The organism is Streptomyces sp. NPDC058052 (assembly GCF_042885515.1).
Lineage (GTDB): Bacteria > Actinomycetota > Actinomycetes > Streptomycetales > Streptomycetaceae > Streptomyces.
In genome coordinates this window covers 37,853-51,659 of sequence record NZ_JBHVRX010000023.1, presented here as the reverse complement: position 1 = coordinate 51,659, position 13,807 = coordinate 37,853, and the positions used below count along the sequence as shown (strand labels likewise).

Below are 13,807 nucleotides of genomic sequence, written 5' to 3'. Positions count from 1 at the left end.
CACCCACACGGGGCCTGAGCGGCCCCCGCACGCACGCGCGCACCCCCGGCGGAGACACCTTCCGCCGGGGGTGCGCGCGTCCGCGGGGCCGGGTCAGTCGACCGCGAGGCCCTTCAGGCGCTTGGCGATCGTGGTGAGGCGGGCGCCCTGGTAGCGGGCGGCGGCCAGCACGTTCTCGGCGGGGGCGCCGTTGGCGGCGGGGTGGGCGGTGCCGTACGGGTTGCCGCCGGCCGCGTAGACGGCGGGGTCGGTGAAGCCGGGCGAGACGATGATCGAGCCCCAGTGGTGGAAGGTGTTGTAGAGGGCGAGCAGCGTGGACTCGTTGCCGCCGTGGAGGTTGTGGGCGCTGGTGAAGGCGGTGGCGGGCTTGTCCGCCATGACGCCGCGCTGCCACAGGCCGCCGGTGGTGTCGACGAACTGCTTGAGCTGGGCCGCCACGTTGCCGAAGCGGGTCGGCGAGCCGAACGCGTAGGCGTCCGCCCACTCCAGGTCGTCGAGGGTGGCGAGCTCGACGTCGGCGGTGGCGTCGACATGGGCGCGCCAGGCCGGGTTGGCGTCGATGGCGGCGTCGGGGGCGAGCTCGGGCACGCGGCGCAGGCGCACCTCGGCGCCGGCCTTCTCGGCGCCCTCGGCGACGGCCTGGGCGAGCTGGTGCACGGCACCGGTGGACGAGTAGTGGACGACGGCGACCTTCACGGACATGACGGGCTCCTCGCAGCGGGCGACACTCAAACGGATTGTTTTCCGGTTAGCTGTTCCGAGACTAAGCGGATAGCAATCCGGATCGCAAGCGGGCCAGGTATGCTCGGAGGACGGGGACACCGACGACGGGGGCGCGACGAAGGGCAGGAACGGGCCGATGAGCACGAGAACACCGGGGACCGACGACGGCTCCGCGCCGCTGCTCACCGTGCTCCCGACCGCGCCCGGCACCGGCCCCGGCCCGGCCCCCGAGCGCGCCGACGCCGCCCGCAACCGGCGCCGGATCCTCGACGCCGCCGCCCGGATCGTCGCCGAGAAGGGCCCCGACGCGGTCACCATGAACCAGGTCGCCCACGCCAGCGGCATCGGCGTCGGCACCGTCTACCGCCGCTTCGGCGACGTCTCGCAGCTGCTCTGGGCGCTCCTCGACGACCGCGAGCGCGTCTTCCAGGAGGCGTACATGAGCGGCCCGCCGCCGCTCGGCCCCGGCGCCCCCGCCGACGAGCGGCTGGACGCCTTCCTGGACGCCCTCGTCGACCGCGTCGCCGAGCAGCGCGCCATCCTGCTCGCCGCGCACTCCGCCGCACCCCGCGCCCGCTACCACAGCGGCGCCTACCAGGTCATGCACACCCATGTGGCGATGCTGCTCTCCCGGCTCCGTCCCGGCGCCGACGCCGCGCTCCTCGCCCACCTCCTGCTCGCGCCGTTCTCCCCGGACCTGATGCACCACCTCTCGGTGGAGCAGGCGCTCCCCGCCGAGCGGGTCAAGGCGGGCGTACGGGAACTGCTCGCGCTCCGGGCGTGAGACCGCCCGTCCGCTCCTCGGAACGCGGTGGACCCCGGGCCGGTCCGCGCCCCACGATCGGGCCATGACCGCACCGAAGACCTTCCTCGTCCTCCACGGCTTCGAGAACCACCGGCCCGCCGGCCACTGGCAGCACTGGCTCGCCGGCGAGCTGCGCGCCCGCGGCCACGAGGTCCGCTACCCGCAGCTGCCCGAGCCGGACGCGCCCGTCCTCGACGACTGGCTGGCGGCGCTGGAGGAGCACGGGAAGCGGCCGGCCGAGGGCGAGTTCGTCGTCCTCGCGCACAGCCTCTCCGTCCTGCTCTGGCTGCGGGCGGGCGCGCGCCGGCCGGAGGCCGACCGGGTGCTGCTCGTCGCCCCGCCCTCCCCCGGCGTCACCGCCGCCATCCCGGCGATCGCCGCCTTCGCCGACGGCCTCGACCTCGCCGAGGAAGGCGTGCGGGCCCGCCTCGTGTACGGCGACGGGGACCCGTACTGCCCCGAGGGCGCCGGCCGGCACTACGGCGCCCCGCTCGGCCTCGACACCGACCTCGTCCCGGGCGGCGCCCACCTCAACCCCGACAGCGGGCTCGGGCCGTGGCCGGCCGTGCTGCGCTGGTGCGAAAACCCGGAGACCCGGATCACCGGCACCGAGTAGCGTCGGCCGGATGCGATCCGAGACCCCTCCCCCGGCCCCGCACGCGACCGGCCTGCTCGACGTCGGGGACGGCAACCGCGTCCACTACGAGGTCCACGGGAACCCGGAGGGCAAGCCCGCGCTCGTCGTGCACGGCGGGCCCGGCTCCGGGTCCTCCCCGACCGCGCCCCGGCTCTTCGACCCGGAGAGGTACCGGATCGTCCAGTTCGACCAGCGGGGCTGCGGGCGCTCCCTCCCGCACGCGAGCGACCCCGCCGCGGACCTCTCCGTGAACACCACCGCCCACCTCGTGGCCGACATGGAACGGCTCCGCGTCCACCTGGGGATCGACCGCTGGCTGCTGTACGGCGGCTCCTGGGGCTCCACGCTGATCCTGGCGTACGCGGAGGCGCACCCGGAGCGGGTGAGCGAGATCGTCATCGCCGCCGTCACCACCACCCGGCGCTCCGAGACGGCCTGGCTGTACGAGGGCGCCGGCCGCTTCTTCCCCGAGGCGCACGAGCGGTTCCGGGCGGGCGCGGACCACGCGGAGGACCTGGTGGGGGCCTACGCGGCCCGGATGAACGACCCCGACCGGGCCGTCCGGGAGCGGGCGGCGGCCGACTGGTGCGCCTGGGAGGACGCCGTCCTGTCGATGGAGGGCATGGGCACCCCGTACACCGACCGGGTCGACGACACCCGGCTCGGCTTCGTCCGGATCTGCTCCCACTACTTCGCGCACGGCGCCTTCCTGGAGGAGGGCGCCCTGATCAGGGACGCGCACCGGCTCGCCGGCATCCCCGGGGTGCTGGTCCACGGGCGGCTCGACATGGGCGGGCCGCTCACCACCGCCTGGGAGCTGACCCGGGCCTGGCCGGACGCCGAGCTCCACGTGGTCGAGAAGGCCGGCCACCTGGGCGGCGACGAGACCCGGCGGCTGATCGTCGCGGCCCTGGAGCGCTTCGCGGACGCCTGAGCCCGGGGCCGGGGCGCGGGGCCGGGGCGCGGACGCGGGGCCGGGGCGCGGACGCGGACGCCTGAGCACACGGGACGGGCCGTCTCGCCGCACCGGGCGCACGCGCGCCCGCGCCCTCACGGGAACGGCGGGCTCCGCCGGGCGGCCCGGCCCGCCCGGCGGGATCATCGGAACATGAGTCCCGAGATCCACCTCGCCCAGCAGCCCGACGCCGACGCGCTCCTCGGGCGGTCCCCGCTCGCCGCGCTCGTCGGCATGCTGCTCGACCAGCAGGTCCCGATGGAGTGGGCCTTCTCGGGCCCGCACACCATCGCCGTCCGCATGGGGCGGGACGACCTGGACGCGCACGAGATCGCCGAGCGGGACCCCGAGGCGTTCGCCGCGCTCCTCTCGGAGAAACCGGCCGTGCACCGCTACCCGGGGTCGATGGCCCAGCGGATCCAGCAGCTGTGCCAGTACCTGGTCGAGGAGTACGACGGCGACGCCGAGGCGGTCTGGCGGACCGCCGCCACCGGCAAGGAGCTGCTCGCCCGCCTCCAGGCCCTGCCCGGTTTCGGGAAGCAGAAGGCACAGATCTTCCTCGCCCTCCTGGGCAAGCAGTACGGCGTCCGGCCCGAGGGCTGGCGGGAGGCGGCCGGCCCGTACGGCGAGCAGGGCGCCCACCGCTCGGCCGCCGACATCACCGGGCCGGAATCGCTCGCCAGGGTCCGCGCCCACAAGCAGGAGATGAAAGCGGCGGCAAAAGCGGCGAAAGCCGCCAAGGACAGCAAACCCTCAGGGAATTGAGAATTCCAGATGTCAATCCTGTTCAAGGTGACATGAATTGCGCCGAACGTGTTCACAGAATGCCCTCGCGATGGCTAACTTCCCCTCAACCTCGTCCCCATCGGGAAGGACTTCTGTGAACGCATCGCAGCGTCGCGCCGCGGCCATCCTCGCCGCGGCAGCCCTCGCCACCCCCCTGGTCCTCGCGTCTCCGGCCACCGCCGTCAAGGACCCCGCCGCCGCGCCCGCCCGGGACGCCGCGAAGCTGGCGAAGAAGCTGGTCCGGGAGACCACCGGCCAGGACGCCTTCAAGCACCTGCAGAAGTTCCAGGCGATAGCCGAGTCGGCCGGCGGCCACCGCGCGGCCGGCTCGCTCGGCCACGACGCCTCCGCCGCGTACGTGTACACGCAGCTCAAGAAGGCCGGCTACAACGTCTCGTACGAGAAGTTCGACTTCGTCTACACCGAGACCCTCGCCGAGAAGGCGTCCGTCCTCGGCTCCGCGCCCCGCGCGCTGGACATCCGGGCGATGACCTACACCAAGTCCACCCCGGTCGGCGGCATCACGGCCGCCCTGACCGCCGCCCCGGTCGACGCCGACGGCACCAGCGGCTGCGAGCCGGCCGACTTCGCCTCCGGCACCTTCACCGGCAAGATCGCCCTGATCAAGCGCGGCGGCTGCGCCTTCGCGGTCAAGCAGGAGAACGCCGCCGCGGCCGGTGCCGTGGGCGCGATCGTCTACAACAACACCGCGGGTCTGCTCTCCGGCACCCTGGGCGCCGCCGACGCCGGCAAGATCCCGACCGCCGGCCTCTCCCAGGCCGAGGGCGAGCAGCTCGCCGCCGACCTCGCCAAGGGCGCGGTGAACCTCTCCTTCGAGGTCCGCCAGCTCAACGAGAAGCGCTCCACCAACAACGTCATCGCCGAGACCAAGGGCGGCAACGCGGCCAACACCGTGATGCTCGGCTCGCACCTCGACTCCGTCACCGCCGGCCCCGGCATCAACGACAACGGCTCCGGCTCCGCCGGCCTCCTCCAGGCCGCCCTGGAGCTCGCGCAGTCGAAGGACAAGGTCCGCAACAAGGTCCGCTTCGCCTGGTGGTCCGCGGAGGAGAACGGCCTCCTCGGCTCCGAGCACTACGTCGCCAACCTGACGGAGCTCGACAAGAAGGAGATCAAGCTCTACCTGAACTTCGACATGATCGCCTCGCCGAACTACGGCCTGTTCGTGTACGACGGCGACAACTCGGACGGCGTCGGCGCGGGCGCGGGCCCCGAGGGCTCCGCCCAGCTGGAGCGCGACATCACCGACTTCATGGACAAGCAGGGCCTCCCGCACGAGGGCACCGACTTCACCGGCCGCTCCGACTACGGCCCGTTCATCGAGGTCGGCATCCCCTCCGGCGGCACCTTCACCGGCGCCGAGGGCATCAAGACCCCCGAGCAGGCCGCCAAGTTCGGCGGTGAGGCGGGCGTCGCCTACGACGTGAACTACCACGCCAAGGGCGACGACATCACCAACGTCAACCGCGAGGCGTTCGACGCCAACATCGACGTCATCGCCAACGCCGTCGGCACCTACGCCCACGACATCTCCTCGCTGCGCAAGCCGGTCGTCACCGTGCCCACCACGGGCGACGCGGGCAGCGGCGGCGGCCTGCACGACGACCACCACGAGGTCACCGAGTAGCCAGCGGGCGGTCAGCGCCTGCGGCGGGCCGTCCCGAAGACCGAGCGGCTGATCTCCCGGCCCAGCTGGGTGCCGATCGACCGGGCGAGGGACCTGAACACCCCGCTGCCGACGACCTGCTCGACGAGCGAGGGCTCCTCCTTGGGGGCCCTCGCTCCCGTCTTCGCCTCCGCCTTCGCGGCCTTCTCCGCCGCCTTCTCCGCCGCCTTCTCCGCCTCCGCGCGGGCCGCCCCCGCCGCGCGGGCCTCCTCGTCCGCCGACAGGCGCTCGTACGCCGACGGGCGGTCCACCGCCTCGGCGTACCGCCCGTACAGCGGCGAGCCCGTCACCGCCGCCTCCAGCGCGGCCGCGCCGATCGGCCCCATCAGCGACTCCGGGGCCCGCAGCCGGGTCGCCGCCACCGGCGTCGGCGCGCCCCGCTCGCTCAGTACGGTGACCGCCGCCTCGCCCGTGCCGAGCGAGGTCAGCACCTCCTCCAGGTCGTACGCCGACTCCGGGAAGGTCCGCACCGTGGCCTTCAGGGCCTTGGCGTCGTCCGGGGTGAAGGCGCGCAGCGCGTGCTGCACCCGGTTGCCGAGCTGGGCGAGGACGTCCGCAGGCACGTCCTTCGGGGTCTGGGTGACGAAGAAGACGCCCACCCCCTTGGAGCGGATCAGCCGGACCGTCTGCGTGATCGACTCCAGGAACGGCTTCGACGCCCCCGTGAAGAGGAGGTGGGCCTCGTCGAAGAAGAAGACCAGCTTCGGCTTCTCCAGGTCGCCGACCTCCGGCAGGTCGTGGAAGAGGTCCGCGAGCAGCCACATCAGAAAGGTCGAGAAGAGCTGAGGCCGCTCCCGCACGGCCGGCAGCTCCAGGACCGAGACGGTCCCCCGCCCGTCCCCGGCGGTCCGCAGGAACTCCGAGGTGTCGAACTCCGGCTCGCCGAAGAAGCTCCCCGCGCCCTGCTGCTCGAAGGCGGTCAGGGCCCGCAGGATCACCCCGGCGGTCACCGTCGACAGACCGCCGATCCCCTTCAGCTCGGGCCTGCCGACGTCCGAGACGAGGAAGGCGACCACCGCCCGCAGGTCCTTCAGGTCCACCAGCTCCAGGCCCTTGGCGTCGGCGTAGTGGAAGATCAGGCCGAGGGACTGCTCCTGGGTCCGGTTCAGCTGGAGCACCTTGGAGAGCAGCACCGGGCCGAAGCTGGTGACCGTGGCGCGGACGGGGATGCCGGGGCCGGTGCCGCCGAGGCCGTAGAACGCGCAGGGGAAGCCGGTGGGCGTCCACTCCTGGCCGACCTGCGCGGCCCGTTCCCGCACCTTCTCCCCGTCCTCGCCGGGGGCACCGACGCCGGAGACGTCGCCCTTGACGTCGGCGAGGAAGACCGGGACGCCCTGGGCGGAGAGCTGTTCGGCGATCAGCTGGAGGGTCTTGGTCTTGCCGGTGCCGGTGGCGCCGGCGACCAGACCGTGCCGGTTGAGGACGGGGAGCGGGATCCGGACCGGCGCGCCCGGGTGGCAGACGCCGTCCCAGAGGACGGCTCCCAGGTCGAGCGCGGGGCCCTCGAAGGCGTACCCGGCGGCGATCTCCGCGACCGGGGCGGGGAGTCCGGCGGACGGTGCCGGCGCGGGCGCGCCGGCGGTGCCGGCCGGCCCCGGGGTCGTCGGCGGCTGCTCCGTCTCGCTCATGGCGGCACCCCAATGTCGGCTATGTCATGGTCTGCACCAGCATCCCATCGGTTCCGCGTGGCTGCGCCGGGAGCCGCTCGCCCGGTAGGCTTTCCGTGTGATCTTCAAGCGCATCGGAAACGGCCGGCCGTATCCCGACCACGGCCGGGAAAGCACCCGGCAGTGGGCGGACGTCGCCCCGCGCCCGGTCCGCCTCGACCAGCTCGTCACCACCAAGGGCCAGCTGGACCTGGAGACCCTGCTCGCCGAGGACTCCACCTTCTACGGCGACCTCTTCGCGCACGTCGTGAAGTGGCAGGGCGACCTCTACCTCGAGGACGGACTCCACCGCGCCGTCCGCGCGGCCCTCCAGCAGCGTCAGGTGCTCCACGCCCGCGTGCTGGAACTGGACTGACCCACCGGACGGCGCCGTGCGCTGATCCTTTCGGGGGCAGTTCACGCCCATCCGGCCGCGATCACATGATCATCAAGTAGGCATCGCGCACGGGCGGCATTACGCTGCGCCCATGAGCATGCTCACTCCCCCCGGCATGGGCGGAAAGTACCGCATCACGGGGGATGTCTACCCGCGCATGCGGCGACCCCATCGCCGGCGCAGGATCGTCCTCGCCTCCGCCGCCGCCGCGGTCGTGCTCGGCGCGGCCGGCTGGGGCACGCTCCAGCTCGTCGACGTCTTCTCCGGCGACGACGGCACGAAGACCGCCGCCGGCAAGCAGACCGACTGCAAGCCCGCGCCCACCCCCACCGCCGCGGCCGCCGCCAAGCTGCCCAAGCCCGGCCAGGTCACGGTGAACGTCTACAACGCGACCCCGCGCAGCGGACTCGCCAAGACGACCGCCGACGAGCTGAAGAAGCGCGGCTTCGCCATCGGCAAGATCGGGAACGCGCCCGCCGCCTACGACAAGAAGGTCAAGGGTTCCGGGCTGCTGCTCGGCGCCCCGGCCGCCTCCAAGGGCGCCTTCGCGGTCCTCGGCACCCAGCTCGCGGGCACCACGACGAAGGTCGACGCCCGCAGCACGGCGGACATCGACCTGATCATCGGTACGGCCTTCAAGGCCCTGTCGCCCAAGGCGACGGCGGACGCGGCGCTGGTGGCCCTCAACAAGCCCAAGCCCGCGCCGACCCGCTGCTGAGCGCCGCTACTCGGCGGCGCCGTACATCCGGTCACCGGCGTCGCCCAGGCCCGGGACGATGTAGCCGGCCTCGTTGAGCCGCTCGTCGACCGAGGCCGTCACGACGGTGACCGGCGTGCCCGCGAGCTCGCGCTCCATGACCTCGACGCCCTCCGGGGCGGCCAGCAGCACCACGGCCGTCACGTCGTCCGCGCCGCGCCGGATCAGCTCCTGGATCGCCGCGACCAGCGTGCCGCCGGTCGCCAGCATCGGGTCGAGGACGTACACCTGGCGGCCCGAGAGGTCCTCCGGCATCCGCGTGGCGTAGGTCGACGCCTCCAGCGTCTCCTCGTTGCGGATCATGCCCAGGAAGCCGACCTCGGCCGTCGGGAGCAACCGCACCATGCCGTCCAGCATGCCGAGTCCGGCGCGCAGGATCGGGACGACCAGCGGACGCGGGTACGACAGCTTCACGCCGGCCGTCGGCGTGACGGGGGTCTCGATGTCGACCAGCTCGGTCCGCACGTCCCGGGTCGCCTCGTAGGCGAGCAGGGTGACCAGCTCGTCGGCGAGCCGGCGGAAGGTCGGGGAGTCCGTGCGCTTGTCGCGCAGGGTGGTGAGCTTGTGGGCGACCAGCGGGTGATCGACGACGTGGAGACGCATGACTCAACAGTAGCCCGCCGCGCACTGGCACCGACCCACGCCGCTGCGGCAAGGTGGGAGCACAGGGACCCAGCGATGGGGTGGTGTGGCCGATGCCCGACCCGAAGAACACATCCGGCCAGGTCCGGGGCGACACGGAGCCCCGGGGGCCGGACACACAGCCGGAGACCGACGCGGAGCGCCGCAGGCGCCGCGCCCAGTTCCTCCGTGAGCTCGGCGAGGCCAAGGCGCTGCGCGACCGCGTGCAGCCGCGGCGCGCCCGGGCGGCCCGGATGAGACAGGCCATGCGCATGCGCACCTTCCGCTGGTGACGTCCGGGGACGCGCCCCCTTTGTGCGCCGGGGTCGTACGCCCACCCGAACGCGGTGTGGTTCAGACTGATGCACGACGCAAGAGCCGAAGACCTCTCCTGAGGCCGTCGTTTCTGTCACGATGCCGATTGGGCGGGGCTCAGGAGCGCGCCGCCGGATCATCACACCTCTGATCAGTGGGAGAGTCAGGTGTACTTCGCCGCACTGCTCGCGCGCACCGAAGACGGGTGGGAAGCGAGCGATACGGAGCTCGACGACGTGGAGACGCTGGCGGACCTGGCCGATCTGGCCCGTGAGGCGGCGGCCGACGAGGGGGAGACCGTCCTCGTCTTCATCGAGCAGGAGGACGCGTGGTTCGGCATCGTCCGCGTGGACGGGGAGGACGACCCCCGGGTCTACGTCTCCAACGCGGCGGCCGCGGCCCGCTCCTCGTACGGGGAGATCCTCACCTCGGAACTGCTCGGCGACGACGACCCGGACAGCGAGCTCGACGAGCTCGAAAGGCTCACCGCCCTGGACGGCACCGAGGACGGTGAGCCGGAGCACGCGTCCGGCGAGGACGAGGACGACGCCTCCGCGGGCAGTGCCGGCATCGCGCCGGCCGGTCCGCTCGGCGAGGGCCGGATCCTCGCCGACCTCGGCCTGTCCGAGCGGGAGCTGCTCGCCGTGACCGAGGACGCCCTCGGGGAGATCGCCGACGCCATCGGCGCCTCCGACATCCTGGAGGCCGTCCGCTAGTGCCGCCCGCAGTGCCCGGCCCCGTGCCGGAACCCTGGCGGGACGCCATGCGCCTCGCCCTCGCCGAGGCCGCAGCGGCCGTGCCGGCCGGTGACGTACCGGTCGGCGCGGTCGTGCTCTCCCCCGCCGGAGAGGTCCTCTCCCTCGGCCGCAACGAGCGGGAGGCGACCGGCGATCCGACCGCCCACGCGGAGGTCCTGGCGCTGCGCAGGGCCGCCGCCACCACCGGCGAGTGGCGGCTGACCGGCTGCACCCTCGTGGTGACCCTGGAGCCCTGTGTGATGTGCGCGGGCGCGCTGGTCCAGTCCCGGGTCGAGCGGGTCGTCTACGGCGCCGACGACGAGAAGGCCGGGGCCGCCGGCTCCCTCTGGGACCTGGTCCGCGACCGTCGGCTCAACCACCGTCCGGAGGTCGTCCGGGGCGTCCTCGGCGAGGAGTGCGCCGAGCAGCTGACCGCCTTCTTCCGGGCCCGCTGACCCCCGCCGTGACCTGCGCGGGGGCACGGATTTCTTCGCTGGGCCGGTTTGGGCTAAGCTCTCTCTCGGTAGCGTGTCCGAGCGGCCGAAGGAGCTCGCCTCGAAAGCGAGTGTGGGGAAACTCACCGAGGGTTCAAATCCCTCCGCTACCGCTGATGACGCCCCTCCGACCAGGCAACTGGCCGGAGGGGCGTTCTGCGTTCCGGCACGCCGTCAGGGGGTGTCGAGCAGGCCCAGTTCGGCGATGCGCAGGGCCGCCTGGAAGCGGGTCTGGACGCTCAGCCGGTCGAGCAGACCGGAGATGAGCCGGCTCAGGGTCCGGGAGGACATGCCCAGGTGACGGGCGATCGTCTCGTCCTTCACGCCGTCGGCCAGCAGCCGGACGACGATCAGCTCCTGGCTGTCCAGGACCGGCGGGGACGCCGGACGCTTCTGCGAGGCGTGCGGCAGGGCCGCGTGGTGCCAGTGGTGGTCGTAGAAGGCGTGCAGCGAGCGCATCAGGGCGTCGCCGTGGACGGCGAGGGCTCCGGCGCTGCTGTCGGCCGGATTGATGGGCAGGACCGCGAGGTTGTCGTCGAAGAGGATCATGCGGACGGGCAGCGACTCGGCCGTACGGGCCTCCCGGCCGGGGCGGGCGGCGTCGCGCAGATAGGCGGCGACGTACGGGATCTCCGCCGTGCGCCGCTGGTAGAGGACCTCGACCTCGATGCCCCGGTCCTCCATCTCCTTGTCCCGCAGCAGCATCTCGTCGATGACCTCCTCCGGCGGCGGGCCGCCGGGGTGCATCGAGCGCATGCGGGCGCGCACCATGCTGCCCGCGCCGTCGAGGAAGGAGTTCACCTGGGCCGGGGTGGTGAGGACCTCGATCTCGACCGGCTCGCGCCGCTCGTCGCGCAGGTGCGAGAAGTTCATGGTGAGCGAGGCGATGGCGGACCGGATGCCGGCCAGCCGCTCGACGTGGGCGGTCGCCTGGCGCTCCTCGGAGGAGAAGAGGCGGGCGAGCGCGGCCTCCGGCTCCACGGTGCCGAAGCCGCGTGCCGTGCCCGGCGCGGGGCTCAGCAGGCCCAGGCCGAACAGCCGGTCGAAGGCGTCCTCCGCCTCGGCGGGCGCGCAGCCCGCGGCGGCGGCGACCTCCTCGAGGCTCCATCCGGGATTGCGGTAGATCAGTCCGTATACCTTGCGGTCCAGCTGATTTCGGTCGTTGTCGGCGTGCACGTGGATCCCCCTGTCCCGGCCCTTCGAGGGTCGCCCAGGGGCCAGAGCCCGTATCCTACGCAGCCGGATTTCCCCTGCGCAGTGACGTTTCCGCGCGTGCGGGGAGCCGCGGGCGGCGGCGGAGTCGGGGAGCCGTGACCGGGGGCGGGGGCAGGGGGTGCCGGTCGCGGCCGGGGCCGCCGTGGCAGGCGGCGGCACCCGGCCTCGCCGGGGGTCAGTAGTACTGGCGCATGATCTCGGTGGCCCAGTCGGGCTGGGTGGTCGTGCCGCGCGGACCGAACTCGGTCATGTAGGGCTTGATGTCGAGCACGGGGGTGCCGTCGACCGCGTCCAGGCCCTGCACATATACGTCACGTCCGTCGACGCGCAGCAGCCGGCAGCGGGAGACGCCGAGCCGGTTGGGGCGGTTCTTGCCGCGCTGGGCGAAGATGCCGACGAGGGGCCAGTCGGTGTTGCCGCGCGGATGCCGGGCACCGCTCTCCACCTTCTCCACGGGCACCCGGTCGAAGTGGTAGACGATCTCGACGTGCGAGAAGGAGTCCAGGCCGGCGAGGGCCTCGGGCTCGAAGCGGTCGTCCAGTCGGATCACCGCCGACACGTCGCCCCACTCGTCGTCCCGGACCTCGGCCCGGCCGCCGACGACCCGGCCGACCGGATCCGAGACGATCTCCACGGGGGTGCTGCTCTCTGACATGCGCTGCGCCTTTCGCGAGACGGGAAGGATCACGGAACACCGTACGACGGGAGGGACGTGACGGTGCGTCACATCGATGCGGGGGCGGAGACGGAGGACGTGTGCCAGAACGCGTCCAGCCGCGCGCGGACCTCGCGCAGGACGTCCCACAGCTCCGCGTGGTCCGCCGCCGACCCGTAGACGACCCCGACGGCGCCGGCCGTGCCCGCGCGCCAGCCGGCGGTCCGCTCGCCGGCCGCCCCGGCGGCCGGCGAGACGTCGACCAGGTCCACCCCCGGCAGCTCCGCCAGCAGCGCGGCGAGCGGGCCGAGGTCCGGCCGCTCCCGGTCCTGAGGGGCGACCAGCTTGCAGTGGAACGCCACCCCGTCCCGCACCGGCACCCCGGCCTCCGCCGGGTCGGGGGCGGGCAGGCCCAGGGCCAGCCGCAGGGCCGCCGCGACCAGGTCGTACCCCAGGGAACGCTGGACGATCTCGGCGATGTGGCCGCCGAGCCGTCCGTTGACCTCGATGACCCTCGGCCCGTCCGGGGTCAGCTTGATCTCGGTGTGCGTCACACCGTGCCGGACGCCGAGCGCGCGCAGCGCCCGCCGCTCCAGCCGTACTGCCTCGGTCACGAGACCGGGAGCCAGCGGAGCGGGCAGGAGGTGCCCGGTCTCCCGGAAGGGCGGGGCGAGCGGCAGCTTCCCGGTCACCGCGACGGTGCGCGGCTCGCCGCCGGCGACCACGGACTCCACCGAGACGTAGTCGCCCGCCCCGGGGCCCGCCCCCGCGGGGTCACCGGGCAGATACTCCTCCAGGACGAAGTCCCCGGCGCCGTCGGCCGTGAACTCCGCCAGCCGGGACAGGAGTTCGTCCGGCGACCGGACCAGGCAGGTGTCCACACCGCCCGCCCCCGACCTCGGCTTGAGCACGGCCGGCAGGCCCGTCGCGGCGAGCGCCGCGTCCGCGTCCGCGGGGCCGCGCACCAGGGCGCACCGGGTGTCCTGGACCCCGCCGGCGGCGAGGGCCCGGCGCTGCCGGTACTTGTCGGTGAGGACGGCCGCGGTCTCCGGGGAGTGGAAGGGGAGCCCGCACGCCTCGGCCACCCGGGCGGTGAGCCGCAGCCGCCGCTCGCTGAAGGTGACCACGCCCGCCGGCGCGAGGCCGGCGGCCAGCCGGCACACGGCGTCCTCGCCGAGGCCGGTGATGTCCACGACCTCGGCGTGCCGCCCGGCGGCGCGCAGCTCCTCCCCCGTCCGCGGGTCGCCCGGCTCGCAGAGCAGGACGACCCGGCACAGCCCCCGGGCCGCCGCCAGGACGCGCAGGACGGTGGCGGAACCCCGGTCGTGGACGACCAGCAGCAGGGGCGGCGACGGCGCCGCGGACCGGGCGGACACG

At 73.6% G+C, this 13,807-nt stretch carries 16 protein-coding genes and 1 tRNA gene; 11 read left to right on the top strand and 6 right to left on the bottom strand.

The features are described 5' to 3' along the window. Positions 1–93: 93 nt before the first annotated feature. The gene (gene wrbA / locus ACFVU3_RS27505; RefSeq protein ID WP_390070292.1) at positions 94–702 is read right to left on the bottom strand and encodes an NAD(P)H:quinone oxidoreductase; all 609 of its coding nucleotides are present in this window, start codon (positions 700–702) and stop codon (positions 94–96) included. Positions 703–859: 157 nt separating this feature from the next. Here wrbA and ACFVU3_RS27500 point away from each other — a divergent pair, with 157 nt between their 5' ends. The 5 genes from ACFVU3_RS27500 (at position 860) to ACFVU3_RS27480 (ending at position 5,554) form a co-directional block, all read left to right on the top strand. Next, positions 860–1,507, top strand: a complete 648-nt coding sequence (locus ACFVU3_RS27500) for a TetR/AcrR family transcriptional regulator (protein WP_390070290.1) — start codon at positions 860–862, stop codon at positions 1,505–1,507. Between the two features lie 64 nt (positions 1,508–1,571). Further along, positions 1,572–2,144 (top strand): RBBP9/YdeN family alpha/beta hydrolase, encoded by a 573-nt coding sequence (locus ACFVU3_RS27495; protein ID WP_390070288.1) that lies wholly within the window; start codon positions 1,572–1,574, stop codon positions 2,142–2,144. A 10-nt stretch (positions 2,145–2,154) separates the two neighbouring features. Continuing rightward, positions 2,155–3,099 carry a prolyl aminopeptidase gene (gene pip / locus ACFVU3_RS27490; RefSeq protein WP_390070287.1) on the top strand — a complete coding sequence of 315 codons (945 nt, stop codon included), beginning with the start codon at positions 2,155–2,157 and terminating at the stop codon, positions 3,097–3,099. Positions 3,100–3,273: 174 nt separating this feature from the next. Then, complete coding sequence (locus ACFVU3_RS27485; RefSeq protein ID WP_390070285.1) at positions 3,274–3,885, top strand: HhH-GPD-type base excision DNA repair protein; 612 nt, start codon at positions 3,274–3,276, stop codon at positions 3,883–3,885. Between the two features lie 115 nt (positions 3,886–4,000). After that, entirely contained in the window at positions 4,001–5,554 is a 1,554-nt protein-coding gene (locus ACFVU3_RS27480) for a M28 family metallopeptidase (protein WP_390070283.1), read from the top strand. 11 nt (positions 5,555–5,565) lie between these two features. Here the strand turns inward: ACFVU3_RS27480 and ACFVU3_RS27475 are convergent, their stop codons facing one another. Beyond that, positions 5,566–7,221 carry a helicase HerA-like domain-containing protein gene (locus ACFVU3_RS27475; RefSeq protein WP_390070281.1) on the bottom strand — a complete coding sequence of 552 codons (1,656 nt, stop codon included), beginning with the start codon at positions 7,219–7,221 and terminating at the stop codon, positions 5,566–5,568. Positions 7,222–7,318: 97 nt separating this feature from the next. Here ACFVU3_RS27475 and ACFVU3_RS27470 point away from each other — a divergent pair, with 97 nt between their 5' ends. Continuing rightward, positions 7,319–7,615, top strand: coding sequence for a type II toxin-antitoxin system VapB family antitoxin (locus tag ACFVU3_RS27470; protein WP_003999914.1), 297 nt, complete (start codon positions 7,319–7,321; stop codon positions 7,613–7,615). Between the two features lie 112 nt (positions 7,616–7,727). Then, positions 7,728–8,354: a LytR C-terminal domain-containing protein gene (locus ACFVU3_RS27465; RefSeq protein WP_390070279.1), complete on the top strand. Its 627-nt coding sequence runs from the start codon at positions 7,728–7,730 to the stop codon at positions 8,352–8,354. Between the two features lie 6 nt (positions 8,355–8,360). On the opposite strand, the gene upp is transcribed toward ACFVU3_RS27465, so the two are convergent. Next, positions 8,361–8,996 (bottom strand): uracil phosphoribosyltransferase, encoded by a 636-nt coding sequence (gene upp, locus ACFVU3_RS27460; protein ID WP_390070277.1) that lies wholly within the window; start codon positions 8,994–8,996, stop codon positions 8,361–8,363. Between the two features lie 92 nt (positions 8,997–9,088). Here upp and ACFVU3_RS27455 point away from each other — a divergent pair, with 92 nt between their 5' ends. From ACFVU3_RS27455 to ACFVU3_RS27440, 4 genes are all read left to right on the top strand, one after another. Next, positions 9,089–9,307, top strand: a complete 219-nt coding sequence (locus ACFVU3_RS27455; protein ID WP_390070275.1) for a hypothetical protein — start codon at positions 9,089–9,091, stop codon at positions 9,305–9,307. A gap of 189 nt (positions 9,308–9,496) precedes the next feature. Continuing rightward, positions 9,497–10,045 carry a hypothetical protein gene (locus ACFVU3_RS27450; protein ID WP_390070273.1) on the top strand — a complete coding sequence of 183 codons (549 nt, stop codon included), beginning with the start codon at positions 9,497–9,499 and terminating at the stop codon, positions 10,043–10,045. Positions 10,046–10,092: 47 nt separating this feature from the next. Next, positions 10,093–10,521, top strand: a complete 429-nt coding sequence (gene tadA, locus ACFVU3_RS27445; RefSeq protein ID WP_390070404.1) for a tRNA adenosine(34) deaminase TadA — start codon at positions 10,093–10,095, stop codon at positions 10,519–10,521. Between the two features lie 67 nt (positions 10,522–10,588). After that, positions 10,589–10,673 (top strand) — tRNA-Ser (locus ACFVU3_RS27440). A 61-nt stretch (positions 10,674–10,734) separates the two neighbouring features. Here ACFVU3_RS27440 and ACFVU3_RS27435 read toward each other — a convergent pair. The 3 genes from ACFVU3_RS27435 to ACFVU3_RS27425 form a co-directional block, all read right to left on the bottom strand. After that, positions 10,735–11,736, bottom strand: coding sequence for a hypothetical protein (locus ACFVU3_RS27435; RefSeq protein ID WP_390070271.1), 1,002 nt, complete (start codon positions 11,734–11,736; stop codon positions 10,735–10,737). A 214-nt stretch (positions 11,737–11,950) separates the two neighbouring features. Next, complete coding sequence (locus ACFVU3_RS27430) at positions 11,951–12,430, bottom strand: SAM-dependent methyltransferase (RefSeq protein WP_390070269.1); 480 nt, start codon at positions 12,428–12,430, stop codon at positions 11,951–11,953. 68 nt (positions 12,431–12,498) lie between these two features. After that, positions 12,499–13,806, bottom strand: coding sequence for an acetyl-CoA carboxylase biotin carboxylase subunit family protein (locus tag ACFVU3_RS27425; RefSeq protein ID WP_390070267.1), 1,308 nt, complete (start codon positions 13,804–13,806; stop codon positions 12,499–12,501). Position 13,807: the final 1 nt, after the last annotated feature.